This window comes from Sphingobacterium kitahiroshimense (assembly GCF_025961315.1).
Lineage (GTDB): Bacteria > Bacteroidota > Bacteroidia > Sphingobacteriales > Sphingobacteriaceae > Sphingobacterium > Sphingobacterium anhuiense.
Genome location: NZ_JAOQNK010000001.1, coordinates 6,121,794 through 6,135,017 on the forward strand (window position 1 = coordinate 6,121,794; position 13,224 = coordinate 6,135,017).

General features: G+C 34.8%; 13 protein-coding genes. 12 read left to right on the plus strand and 1 reads right to left on the minus strand.

Going from position 1 to position 13,224, the window contains the following annotated elements; all coding sequences use genetic code 11:
* The first annotated feature begins 9 nt into the window (after nucleotides 1-9).
* The 5 genes from hpf to M2265_RS26110 all read left to right on the plus strand — a co-directional run bounded on the left by hpf (nucleotide 10) and on the right by M2265_RS26110 (nucleotide 5,495).
* Nucleotides 10-354 carry a ribosome hibernation-promoting factor, HPF/YfiA family gene (hpf, locus tag M2265_RS26090; protein ID WP_132773528.1) on the plus strand — a complete coding sequence of 115 codons (345 nt, stop codon included), beginning with the start codon at nucleotides 10-12 and terminating at the stop codon, nucleotides 352-354.
* Between the two features lie 195 nt (nucleotides 355-549).
* Entirely contained in the window at nucleotides 550-924 is a 375-nt protein-coding gene (locus M2265_RS26095) for a DUF6686 family protein (RefSeq protein WP_021190396.1), read from the plus strand.
* A 181-nt stretch (nucleotides 925-1,105) separates the two neighbouring features.
* Complete coding sequence (locus tag M2265_RS26100) at nucleotides 1,106-1,633, plus strand: ferritin (RefSeq protein WP_021190395.1); 528 nt, start codon at nucleotides 1,106-1,108, stop codon at nucleotides 1,631-1,633.
* 140 nt (nucleotides 1,634-1,773) lie between these two features.
* The gene (locus tag M2265_RS26105) at nucleotides 1,774-4,527 is read left to right on the plus strand and encodes an outer membrane beta-barrel protein (RefSeq protein ID WP_132773530.1); all 2,754 of its coding nucleotides are present in this window, start codon (nucleotides 1,774-1,776) and stop codon (nucleotides 4,525-4,527) included.
* Nucleotides 4,527-5,495, plus strand: a complete 969-nt coding sequence (locus M2265_RS26110) for an NAD(P)H-quinone oxidoreductase (protein WP_132773532.1) — start codon at nucleotides 4,527-4,529, stop codon at nucleotides 5,493-5,495. The genes M2265_RS26105 and M2265_RS26110 overlap by 1 nt, the downstream gene beginning before the upstream one ends.
* On the opposite strand, the gene M2265_RS26115 is transcribed toward M2265_RS26110, so the two are convergent.
* A complete protein-coding gene (locus M2265_RS26115; RefSeq protein ID WP_132773534.1) occupies nucleotides 5,492-6,364 on the minus strand; it encodes an AraC family transcriptional regulator in 873 nt (290 codons plus the stop codon). The two genes, M2265_RS26110 and M2265_RS26115, sit on opposite strands and share 4 nt — an antisense overlap.
* Nucleotides 6,365-6,505: 141 nt before the next feature.
* Here M2265_RS26115 and fucP point away from each other — a divergent pair, with 141 nt between their 5' ends.
* From fucP to M2265_RS26150, 7 genes are all read left to right on the plus strand, one after another.
* Nucleotides 6,506-7,762, plus strand: a complete 1,257-nt coding sequence (fucP, locus tag M2265_RS26120) for an L-fucose:H+ symporter permease (RefSeq protein ID WP_132773536.1) — start codon at nucleotides 6,506-6,508, stop codon at nucleotides 7,760-7,762.
* 10 nt (nucleotides 7,763-7,772) lie between these two features.
* Nucleotides 7,773-8,108: an L-rhamnose mutarotase gene (locus M2265_RS26125; RefSeq protein ID WP_132773537.1), complete on the plus strand. Its 336-nt coding sequence runs from the start codon at nucleotides 7,773-7,775 to the stop codon at nucleotides 8,106-8,108.
* Between the two features lies 1 nt (nucleotide 8,109).
* On the plus strand, nucleotides 8,110-9,774 hold the full coding sequence (locus M2265_RS26130; RefSeq protein ID WP_132773539.1) for a UxaA family hydrolase: 1,665 nt from the start codon (nucleotides 8,110-8,112) through the stop codon (nucleotides 9,772-9,774).
* Nucleotides 9,775-9,906: 132 nt separating this feature from the next.
* Entirely contained in the window at nucleotides 9,907-10,671 is a 765-nt protein-coding gene (locus M2265_RS26135; RefSeq protein WP_021190391.1) for an SDR family NAD(P)-dependent oxidoreductase, read from the plus strand.
* Nucleotides 10,672-10,719: 48 nt separating this feature from the next.
* Nucleotides 10,720-11,574, plus strand: a complete 855-nt coding sequence (locus tag M2265_RS26140; RefSeq protein WP_021190390.1) for a fumarylacetoacetate hydrolase family protein — start codon at nucleotides 10,720-10,722, stop codon at nucleotides 11,572-11,574.
* Between the two features lie 9 nt (nucleotides 11,575-11,583).
* On the plus strand, nucleotides 11,584-12,411 hold the full coding sequence (locus tag M2265_RS26145) for an amidohydrolase family protein (RefSeq protein ID WP_132773541.1): 828 nt from the start codon (nucleotides 11,584-11,586) through the stop codon (nucleotides 12,409-12,411).
* Nucleotides 12,412-12,419: 8 nt separating this feature from the next.
* Nucleotides 12,420-13,211 carry an SDR family oxidoreductase gene (locus tag M2265_RS26150; RefSeq protein WP_132773543.1) on the plus strand — a complete coding sequence of 264 codons (792 nt, stop codon included), beginning with the start codon at nucleotides 12,420-12,422 and terminating at the stop codon, nucleotides 13,209-13,211.
* The last annotated feature ends 13 nt before the right edge of the window (nucleotides 13,212-13,224 follow it).

The following is a 13,224-nucleotide window of genomic DNA, read 5'->3' on the forward strand; positions in this document are numbered from 1 at the left end:
GGAGGAAAAATGAACATTACTGTGCAATCAATTAAATTTAATGCTGATCAAAAGCTAATTGAGTTTATCCAAAGAAAAACAGGTAAATTGAATCAGTTTTTAGACTCAATCATTGGTGGAGAATGCTATTTACGTTTAGAAAATGTAGATGATGAATCTAATAAGGTATCGGAAATTAAAATAAATATACCAGGGAGTCAACTTTTTGCAAAAGGACAAGCTAAGAGTTTTGAAGAAGCAACTGATATTGCAGTAGAATCCTTAAGGAGACAGATTAATAAACATAAGACCAAAACTAAAACACAGGCCAGTAATCATAAAGAGATCTTGACGACTGAAGAAGAAGAATATTAGTATATAATAGTTTAATAAATGAAAGACTAATCATTATGATTAGTCTTTTTTTGTGTAAAACAAGGAGTTAACAATGCGCATCTGGGCTTCTTTTTATGCTAAAGACAACTATTTATAATGTTCAAAATAATTTAAAACTTACTTGGATTGATTATAAATAATGATTATTTTTGCTTCATCATAATGAATTAAGAAATGTCAAACAAAATCTGTCCATTAACAAATGTAGAAGAGGTCTTTAAAACTGAAACTGGTGCCATATATCAGTGTAGTCGTAAAAACTGCTATTGGATGGAATTTGCGGGTTCAACGACATCTTTTTCGGTGTCAGACTTTTTTAAATTTAAGAAATCAATAGATAATATTGATGTCGAGAAAATGCTAACAGACACTGCACGTTCTGCGGATTTTACATTGGTAATGCCTTTTCGAACAGAACGTTGCTTTCTCCTGGCAGTTCAAGATGTTTTGAATTTAAGAGATTTGTTAGATGGAGCTAAATTTATGATCGAATTAAATAGTATTGTTAAGGCTTGTTTACGTAGTTCTCAGATTACTGTGTTAGCTTAATTTTCCATTCTTTGTAATTATACTGATTCTAAACAGTTTAACCTTTTTTCCGCTAATTTAGACTGAATTCGTATTGCAAATTTTTTATACAAAAATCTGTAATGTCCCCTATATTTGTAGTGTTCAAGTAAGTCAAGTATTTGAAACTTGATTATTATAATTAGTATTAAAACTTACAGATATGAAAGATTTATTAAAATTAAAATCTTCTTTAACAGAAGAGATCGAAAATATATTAAATGCTCAAATTAAAGTTGAAGCACATTCTTCTTCACTATACTTAGCGATGTCATCTTGGTGTGATGATCAAGGTTTGGAGAATGCAGCAGATTTTTTTGCTAAACAGTCCAATGAAGAGCGTGAGCATATGTTGAAAATCTTCAATTATATTAACAATAGAGGCGGTCGTGCTATTTCACCAGAAGTAACAGGTATTCCTTCAGATTTTGATTCATTCCGTGGGATTTTCGAATCAGCATTGGAACAAGAGATGTTCGTTACTGAACAATTTAACAACATCGCAGACAAATGTATGAAAGCTAAAGATTACGTAACATTTAACTTTTTACAATGGTTCTTAGCAGAGCAAGTTGAAGAGGAATTTGTTGCGAGAAGAATCTTAGAATTATTTGATGTAATTGGAGAAGATGGTACTGGACGTTGGGAAATTGATAAACACTTACTTAAAGTTACTTTTGCTGGTGAATAATTAATTTATTCTTATAAATAAAATGAAAGGCGACTTATTTCAAATAAGCCGCCTTTTTTATATACAACTATTCATTATTTTGCGTTATGGTTGTGTAAATTATTATGTATATTGAGATACAAATAGAATAAGTTGTTTTGATGTCGGATAAATTCGAAATATCAGGAAATACTCATAGGGTCATCTTTCTTATCGTCTTCTTTTTTGTTGTGGGTAATGCACAAGCCCAACTCCAGAAAAAGGAGGTGTACGGATTTGTTGTGGATATCGATGGGCAACCGCTTGCTGGCGTCAATGTGCGTCTGACAACTTCTTTGGATACCGTCATGGCAATTTCTTCCAAAACAGGTTTCTACAAATTTTACCAAATTAAAGGAAGTAATATCCGTTTAAACTACAGTTCTTTAGGCTTACAGATTGTTGATCGTTCTTACCCTCAGTATAATACAACAGATCGTGTTATTGCGGAGACTGTTGTTTTAAAACCACAGGTTTCAGTGCTCAAAGAAATTGTTATTAAGAAATATAAACCAATCGTCTTCAAAGAGGATACGGTTCAATTTAATATGGGAGCTTTCCAGTTTGATCGACGCACACTGCTGGAGGATGCGCTTAAACAATTACCGAACTTCCAGGTTTCTCGTGATGGCTCTGTATATGCTTTTGGTAAACCGATTACTTCTGTACAAGTAGATGGTAAAAAATTCTTTGGAGGAGATGTGCTTACCGCTACTCGAAATCTTCCTGCGGATTTTATTAAAAATATTCAGGTTATTGATTTTTTCGGAGATGAAGCAAGTGCTAAGGGAACAAAAACTGGTGAGTCTGAGAAAATTCTAAATATTGTTTTGAAAGATGACAAGAAAAAAATAAGTTTTGGACAGGTTACAGGTGGTTTAGGTGATCAAGAACGATACCTCGCGAGTGCAGGCCTCAATAAATTCAATGATGGTCAGGAACTATCTTTTGTAGGATCTGTTAATAATACAAATACGAATCTTTTTTCTTTCGGTTCTCCAAATGGAGGAGGTTCCAGGGATCGTGTAATGGGCGAATTGGCAGACTTTGCCGACCCTACTGATGGTTTTAATGCTATTGGGTCCTTGGGAACAAGTTTTTCCACTAATTTGAATGATAAAATTAGTGCTTTTGGACGTTACAGCTATACAAATACAAAGAATACGACGAGGGGGAATTCCTATCTACAGTCTGTATATGGTAATAACATTATAACCAACCAAGAGGATTATGTAACAAAGACTGTTGATAATGCGCATCATATGAATTGGGGGTTTGATATAAAATTATCTGATTCAGATCTTTTAAAAATATCTCCAACTTTTTCATGGAATAAATCGAAAGGTAATGAATCTAGAGATCGATATATTAAGAATAGACAGATCACAAACGATGGGGAATATGCTTCTGACAACAGTAGTACGAGTCCAAATGCTGAAGTAGACATCTTATATGCCAAAAGTTTTAAGAAGCCAGGACGGAAATTAGTGTACAATTTACATCTGGGATATAATTCAGTCGATAAAAAAGAGGATATAGTTGACCGGAATAAGATTATAGATAGTGCGTTTAATCAAGTGCAAATTAAGGATAGTTTTTTAAATCAATTTGTGAAAAGTGAAAACAAAAATCAAGATATTAAAAGTTCGCTATCTATTATAGAGCCAGTGGACAAGGGCGGAGTATTAGAATTGAATTATGACTTTAGTTACACCTCAATTGATGCAAGGCGGTTAGTTCATGAACGAAATAATGAATTGGTAGATTTTGGTCGAGTTGATTCTCTTAGTTTAAGTTACGATTATGCTTTTTCATCCAATAGAGTTGGCATGAAATATCAACAGGATATATTCAATAAATTTAAATATAATATCGGATTTGCGGTTCAACCAACAGAACTTAAAGGTTTTTCTAAAGATAAATCAATTCAAACATCTTATAGTAATGTAAATCTTATACCAGCAGCGGGGGTCAAATGGAAATTTAATGAGAATTCTGATTTGTCAATTGATTACTTAGGTAAAAATAATCAACCTAATTTCTATCAGATTCAGCCGATATTGGATAATACAAATTCACAAAATATTATACAAGGAAATCCAGAATTACAAGCAGAATTCGCTAACCGTATCTTGGCTAAATATCGAAAATCAATTGTAAAAAGGGGACAATATTTTGAAAGTAGTATTGCTTATAATTTTATTTCAAATAAAATTGTCTCTAATCGGACTACTATTCCTAATTCAACAATACAAAAAACTACCTTCTTAAATACATCGGGTTATTATGATATCAAGGCATACTACTTATTTACTGCAGCTTTGTTTAACGATAATATACAGATGAGTTTGAATGGCAATGCTGATTTTTATAATAATGTCACTTACATAAATGACATTCGTAATGACGGTGGACATTTTTTATATTCGCAGTCTCTGCAATTCAGGTACATGTTTAATGATGTATTTGAAGCTGAACTTAATGGAAATTACGCATTAAACAAAGCTACCTATAAACGACCTTATAATGATCAAATTGTGGCGCATACCGGTGTGCTTGGTTTGGGATCCAAATATTATGTGAGCGCACATGGATCTTTTGGTGTAGAGGTATCGCAAAGGTTAAATTCGGGATATTCATCATCATCATGGACAAATATAAATCCCACAATTATTAATGCATATTTTGAATATACTTTTATGCGTAATAATTTAGCAATGTTACGGATTCAGGGCTTTGATTTACTAAATCAAAATTCAGGTATTACCAGAGATGTAATAGGAAATGATATATTTGACGTTCAAAATGAAAGGTTATCTCGTTATTTTATGGTCTCTTTAAATTTCCGTTTACAAAAATATCCTAAAAAATCATAATGAAAGCAGTTGTTATAACAAAATTTGGTGGACCTGAAGTTTTGAAGATAAAGGAGGTGGATACACCAACTTGTACTGGGCATCAAGTGTTGATTGCTGTAAAAGCAGCAGGTATGAATAGGCCTGATGTGTTTCAGCGGAAGGGAAATTATGCGGCCCCTGAAGGTGCCCCCGCTGATATTCCTGGTCTTGAGATTTCGGGAGAAATTGTATCCATTGGTGAGTTGGTAGATGAATGGAAAATTGGTGATCAGGTCTGTACTCTTTTATCTGGTGGAGGATACGCAGAATATGTCGCTGTTGATCAGGGACAGTGCCTGCTTATACCTAAAGGATTGACTTACGAAGAAGCTGCCGCTTTACCAGAAACATTGTTTACCGTGTACCATAATGTCTTTCAAAGAGGGGAACTAAAATATGGCAATAGCTTTTTAGTTCATGGTGGAAGTGGAGGTATTGGATCAATGGCAATTCAGTTAGCAAAGCTTGCAGGAGCAAAAGTGTATACAACAGTGGGATCGGGTGACAAAGCTACTTACTGTAAAGAATTGGGAGCGTCAGTGATCATTAATTATAAGGAGCAGGACTTTAGGGAGATTATTGAAGACAATAAAATTGATGTTATACTTGACAGTATAGGAGGCGATTATTTTGAAAAGAATCTTGAAGTATTGAAACCGGATGGTCATCTGATCTACATTAACGCAATGAAAGGTGCTAAAGTAGAATTAAATCTTTTTAAATTGATGCAAAAACGAATCTACCTATCAGGTAGTCTTTTAAGAAGTAGATCTATTTTATTTAAAAAAAATGTGCGCGATGACATAAATAAACAGATCTTACCTCTAATCAAACCAGGTGTTTTTAAAGCAAATATCTACAAGACCTTTCAATTGGAAGAGGCTTCTGTTGCCCATGCATTGTTAGATTCTGGTGACTTTACAGGAAAGCTTGTCTTTGTTCTTTAAAATAGATGTGCAATTCCTTTTTGATATTGTAATGGAGTAAATCCTGTCGCTTCTTTGAAATATTTGTGAAAACTGACAAAGTTTTGAAAACCACATTCGAAGCAAATTTGTTTCACATTATATTTACGTTCTGCTAACAATTTACAGGCATGCCCAATACGTATTTCAATAAGATATTGAAATAGAGTTTTTCCAGATTTAGCTTTAAAGTAGCGACAAAACGAGTTTGTAGTCATTCCAGTTAATGTCGCAATATCTTCTAACTTGATTTGTGATTTGTAATTTTGTGTAATATAATCCATAATAACAGTCATTCTTCTGAAATCTATATCTTGACTGTCAATCGGATAATTTTCACTGGACAACAAAGTATAGGCTTCAGATTCTGCTATTAAAGTTAAGACTTCTATTAGTGCTATTATTTTAGTTGAGTTGTTATTGTTTAAAACCTTTTCTATTAGAGATTTAGCTAATTGCAAAATTGATTTATTTAACTGAATTCCCCTTTTAGATTTTTTTAATAAATTCTTTAATTTATAATTTTCTGGCAGATTAAAGAAAGCGTCGCCAAGAAAATTTTCTTTAAAATGGGAAACTCTAATGTCCGCAGGTTCGGGACAGTTATTATCTAAATAGCAGGAGTCAAATAGCCAATAATGAGGTAAGTTAGATCCAACCAATACGATATCACCATTTGTAAAATTTTTAATACTGTCACCAATAAATTGGGTTCCCGATCCCTTTCCGAAATGAATTAATTCAAGCTCTTCATGGTAGTGCCAAATATTATGATTTTGTGGAATAATATCGTTCCTCACGCTGAATGACTGTACGTTACTATTATTGACTTTTAGTAGTTGTGGTTTCATTTATTAATAAATATATGCACTATATTTTACAGTTCTACTATTTTGAATGGTAATATAGCGTAATAATTGGGTAAAATACTTAAATTTTCTTTCATTAATTATTCCTTATTTTACATAAACCAATGATAAATTATATTTTATATGTCAGTTAGTAAAAATAATAAATTAGCGATTGTACTCGTAACATCCCTTTTTTTCTTTTGGGGCTTTGTTCATAATTTGGACCCTATTTTAATTCCACATCTTCGTAATGCATTTAGTCTAACGCATTTACAGGCTTCTTTAGTGGATTCAGCTGTTTTTATTGCTTATTTTTTACTAGCTATTCCTGCCGGTATGATCATGAAAAAATATGGTTATAAATCGGGTATTTTAATAGGTCTGACAATTTTTGCTATTGGTTGTTTTTTATTTATACCAGCAGCTAATCAGATTAGTTATGTATTCTTTTTAGCGGCTTTATTTGTTGTGGCTTGTGGTTTAACTATTTTGGAAACTGCGGCAAATCCCTATGTTACGGTCTTAGGTGACCCCAGTAAAGCAACACAGCGATTGAATTTTGCCCAATCCTTTAACGGACTGGCAGCATTTATAGCTCCAATCTTGGGCGGAAAATTTATTTTAGCGGAACAACCAAAATCTGATACTGAGATTGCCGCCATGAGCGAGCAGGTTAAATTAGCCTATATGGAGGCAGAGACTGCGACTGTAAAAGCGCCTTACATGATTTTAGGTTTAATTATTCTGATTGTTGCTGCGATTCTTTTTTTCACTAAGCTTCCTGATATTAAAGATGATGAAGGCGAACAAAAGGCTGGTTTCTTTCATGCATTTAAGCATAAAAATGTAAAGTGGGGAGTAATCGGACAGTTTTTTTATGTAGGAGCACAGGTGTGTGTGTTGAGCTTTATGGTACTTTATGCTACTGAAGTTGCTGGAATCACTCCCTTAAATGCTTCCAAATATGCTAGTTTTGCAGGTTTAGCTTTTATGTTAGGTCGTTTTGTTGGAACATTTTTTATGAAATTTATACAGCCACTAACTTTGCTAATGATTTATTCTATCATTTGTATTGCATTGTCATTTATTGTGATATACGGAAGTGGCACAATAACAGTCTATGCATTAATTGCAGTAGCATTTTTTATGTCGATTATGTTTCCCACAATATTTGCGGTCGGAGTTGAGGGAATTGGGGCAGATACGAAATCAGCTTCAAGTTTAATCATTATGTCTATTGTAGGTGGAGCAATTTTGCCGCCTTTATTGGGATTGATTTCAGATAAAACTGGTAATCTTCAACTGGGCTACTGGGTACCTATGATCTGTTTTATAGTAGTGCTTTTATTTGCTCTAGCTAATAAAAATAATTTAAAGACGAAATCTTCTCACGAATAATAATTGTAAAATGACTCAATATACTTTTGCCTTAGATCTGGTTAATGATCCTAAATTAATTGCTGAATATGAAAAATATCATAGGAGTGTTAGTTCCGAAATTCAACAATCAATTTTAGATGCCGGTGTTACTAAAATGCAAATTTTTAGATTTGAAAATCGCTTGTTTATGATCATGGAAGTGGATGACACTTTTACATTTGAAAGAAAAGCAAATATGGATGCTACCAATCCTAAAGTTCAGGAATGGGAACAGCTGATGTGGAAGTACCAGAGTGCTATTCCGGGAGCTAAAGAAAATGAGAAGTGGGTTTTAATGAAACAGATATTTGATTTGAAGAAATAAAATGATAAAAGATAAAAAAACATATTTGCAGATTCATCCAGAGGATAATGTATTAGTGGCTTTGCAAGATTTGCCTAAAGGAACGTTAATTGAATGGAAAAATAACAATTTCCATTTATTGCAAGATGTAGCTGCCAAGCATAAGTTTACCATCTCTCCTTTAAGTCAGGACGCTGAGGTTTATATGTACGGTGTGTTGGTTGGAAAGGTAAACTGTGCATTAGAAACTGGTGCCTTGATTTCTACAGAAAATCTACGTCATGCCGCCGATGATTTTAAGCTAAGTAAAAGAAGAACGGACTGGATAAAACCTGATGTTTCATCTTTTTTAGCAAAAACCTTCAATGGCTTTCATCGATCTAACGGATCGGTTGGTACTGCTAATTACTGGTTAGTAATCCCATTGGTTTTTTGTGAAAATAGAAATGTCCTGACTTTAAAGACAGCTTTTGAAGAGAAGTTGGGGTATAAAGTAAGGGCGAATGATTATACCACTGAAGTGGATGAATTGATCCGTTTATATCAATCAGGTGCAGATATTAATCAGATCATAGCTCAGGATTTAAGTTCTTCGGCAACGCGAGCAAGCGACCATCGCTTATTTGAAAATGTCGATGGAATCAAGTTTTTAAATCATGAAATGGGCTGTGGCGGTACACGTATGGATTCGGATGCACTTTGTGGTTTGCTTGCAGGCTACATTACACATCCAAATGTAGCAGGTGCAACCATCTTAAGTTTAGGTTGTCAACATGCTCAAGCCTCAATATTAGAGGCGGAGATCGCGAAAAGGGATTCGAAGTTTGATAAACCTTTGTATATTTTTGAACAACAAAAAGAAGGTACGGAGAAGGAATTAATGCAAAAGGCTGTGAAGGCAACATTTGCAGGAATGATGGAAGCAAATAAATGTATACGTCAACCCGCTACCTTAGATAAATTATGTATAGGTCTCGAATGTGGCGGATCGGATGGGTTTTCTGGTATCTCTGCAAATCCTGCTCTCGGATATCTTTCTGATATTTTAGTAACGTTAGGTGGATCTGTTATTTTAGCTGAATTTCCAGAGTTATGTGGGGTTGAACAAGAGTTAAGTGACCGATGTGTAGATGAAGAGACTGCGGATAAATTTATGGAGTTAATGCGTGTTTATAATGCGAAAGCTGAGGCTGATGGTTCTGGTTTTTATATGAATCCTTCTCCTGGCAATATTCGTGATGGTCTGATCACCGATGCAATAAAGTCTGCTGGAGCTGCCAAGAAAGGCGGTACATCGCCTGTAACTGCAGTAATTGATTATCCAGAGTTAGCCAATAAGCCAGGTCTTAATCTGCTATGTACACCAGGAAATGATGTTGAAAGTACTACCGCAGAAGTTGCTGCAGGAGCAAATATTGTTTTGTTTACCACTGGTCTAGGAACACCAACGGGTAATCCAATAACTCCAGTGATTAAACTGTCTACAAATACAAAGACATTTGAGAAAATGCCAGATATCATCGATATTAACTGTGGGACTATTATCGAGGGTGAGGAATCAATTCAAGAAGCGGCACATCGTATATTAGATTATGTGATTGAAGTGGCTAGCGGAACAGTGGTGCCGAAAGCGGTACTTTTGGGACAGGATGACTTTATTCCTTGGAGAAGAGGCGTATCTTTATAATCATAATTTTGTGTCAAGATTATCAGTAAAGCTTGATAGACACGTTCTTTTTGTTAATAAATTTTAATAATCATAAGGTAGCTGTTCATGAAGTATCATGGATCAGATATTAATAATAAATAATATAATAACATGTCAAAATTGCAAAATAAAGTAGCTGTTATCACAGGTGGTGGAAGTGGAATAGGTCGTGCAATAAGTTTACTTTTTGCCGCAGAAGGAGCAACTGTTCATATTCTGGATCTTAATATTGAAGGGGGGCAAAGTGTCGTTTCTGAAATAACTAATCAAGGAGGACGGGGATTTGTCCATGCATGTAATGTAAGTCTTCAGGATGAGGTGTTATCAATTGTAAATACTATCGGTAAAATTGATATTTTAGTTAACAATGCAGGTATCGCTCATGTTGGAAATCTAGAAAATTGTAAAACTGAAGATTTTGAAAGAGTATTTAATGTAAATGTTAAAGGTGCTTATAATGCGCTTTATGCAGTTGTTCCAAAAATGAAGGAAAATGGTGGCGGGGCAATTCTTAATCTAGCGTCCATTGCAGCTTGGGTAGGAATTACAGATCGATTCGCATATTCAATGAGTAAAGGTGCCATTTTTGCAATGTCACTATCGGTTGCTCGTGATTACATGGCTGATGGAATTAGATGTAATAGTATTTCACCTGCAAGAGTACACACACCATTTGTGGATGGTTTCATTGCCAAAAACTACCCAGGACAAGAAGCAGAGGTCTTTGAGAAATTGTCAAAGAGTCAACCGATTGGACGTATGGCACAACCTGAAGAAATTGCTAAATTGGCTTTGTTTTTATGTAGTGATGATGCCGGTTTTATCACTGGAAATGATTATCCCATTGATGGAGGTTTTATAAAACTAAATAATTAAATTAAGGATCTTTTGAGATCACTTATATATAATATTAATATTGAAAATATGAAATTAATACGTTTTGGAGCAGCGGGAAAAGAACAAATTGGTGTTCAGATAGATGGTGTAAATTATGATGTATCTGCATTTGGAGGTGATTATAATGAGTCTTTTTTTGAGAATGACGGTTTAGAGGCTTTAGAAGAGTTTGTTAAAGCAAATAATGGTAAATTAATTCCTGTACCAGATACTGAAAGAATTGGTGCACCATTTGCAAGACCTTCTAAAATAGTTTGTATTGGTCTTAATTACAAAGATCATGCAGAAGAAACAGGTGCTACAATTCCTGCAGAACCTATTATTTTTATGAAATCTACTACTTCTTTAGTAGGTCCATACGATCAGGTAATGATACCTCGCGATTCTGTTAAAACTGACTGGGAGGTGGAGTTCGGAATTGTTATTGGTAAAACCGCATCTTATGTGGAAGAAGCTACTGCATTGGATTATGTAGCGGGATATGTGTTGCATAATGATGTTTCTGAACGTGAATATCAATTAGAACGTGGTGGAACATGGGATAAAGGTAAAGGTTGTAATACGTTCGCTCCTATGGGACCCTTTTTGTCAACTAAAGATGAAATCAAAGATATTAATGACGTCAATATCTGGTTGAAGGTAAATGGTAAAATGTATCAAAATGGAAGTACTAAAAATTTAATCTTTTCAGTACCTTTTATTGTGAGTTATGTGTCTCAATTTATGACATTGTTGCCGGGCGACGTAATTTCTACTGGTACACCAGCAGGTGTTGGATTAGGATTTAATCCTCCAATTTATTTAAAACCTGGCGATGTGATTGAATTGGGTGCCGATGGTCTAGGTGAGTCCCGTCAAGAGGTAATTGCTTATTCAAAATAATTAATTCTTATGCGTATAGATGCTCATCAACATTTCTGGCAGTACGATCCCAGACGACATAATTGGATTACTAGTGAAATGAAGGTTTTACAACAAGACTTTATTCCGCTAGATCTGCAGTTTATACTGGAAAAGAATGATTTTGATGGCTGTATTGCTGTTCAAGCAGATCAGTCTGATGAAGAAACAAAGTATTTGGTGCAATTGGCACAAGAATATTCTTTTGTAAAAGGAGTCGTTGGTTGGGTCGATTTACGAGCTTCGAATATTGATGAACAGTTGCATCAGTATAGAGATGAAGCTATTCTTAAAGGATTTAGACATATTGTAGAAGGGGAGGAAGATCCCGATTTCTTACAGCGAGATTCATTTTTAAAAGGGATAGAATCTCTAACGAAATATCGTTATACATACGATCTTCTGATTCGTCCTCGTCATTATGCTGGTGCTATAACATGCGTGCAATCAAATCCAAACCAAACATTTATTTTGGATCATATTGCTAAACCCCCAATTAAATCACGCGAGTTTGAAGAATGGGCATTATTTATTGAAGAATTAGCAGCTTTTTCAAATGTTAGTTGCAAAGTTTCTGGTCTTGCTACTGAGGCAGACTGGAAAAGTTGGCGACTGGATGATTTTACACAGTATTTAGGACATGTATTTGATTCATTTGGTAAAGATCGAATTATGTTTGGATCCGATTGGCCGGTATGTTTATTAGCAGCATCTTATGAAGAAAGTGTTACCATTGTGGAATCGAAATTGGACGCATTTACTACTGCTGAGAAAGAGGCGTTCTGGGGATTGAATGCATTAAAAACCTATAATTTATAAGGTAGAATATGAATTTGAATTTGAAAGATAAAGTTATAATTGTCACAGGAGGTGCAAAAGGCATTGGTAAGGCAATTGTTTTAGGTTTGGCAAAAGAGGGTGCTATTCCGGTAATTGTTGGACGTAGACAGGTTGATAATGATCTTGTTAAGCAAGAAGTAGAAGCTCTTGGCGGGCAGGCTTTTGCTGTGCAGGCAGAACTGTCTGATCCGAAAGATTGTGAGACTGCAGTTGCGAAAACAATTACTCATTTTGGGCGTATAGATGGCTTAGTGAATAACGCAGGAGTGAATGACGGAGTAGGTTTAGCCTCTGGTAATTATGAAAAGTTTTTAGCTTCTTTACATAAAAATCTAATTCATTATTATTTAATGGCTCATCATGCATTAGATGCTTTGATCGCATCACAAGGTAGTATTGTAAATATTACTTCAAAGACGGCAGAGACAGGGCAAGGCAATACATCAGCTTATGCAGCCTCTAATGGCGGTAGAAATGCGCTAACGAGGGAGTGGGCTGTGGAACTGCTTCCACACCGAATCCGCGTGAATGCAATTGTCGTCGCAGAATGTGCTACGCCACAATATGATACCTGGATACAAACTTTAGATAATCCTGTAGAAACTTTAAAGAAAATTACAGATCGTATTCCACTAGAACATAGAATGACTACTTCAGAGGAAATTGCTAATACAGCATTATTTCTTTTGTCCGACAAATCTAGTCATACAACAGGGCAGTTGATTCATGTTGATGGTGGTTATGTTCATCTTGATCGCTCGATCATTGCCGAGCAATAACCATAGGAAGTTA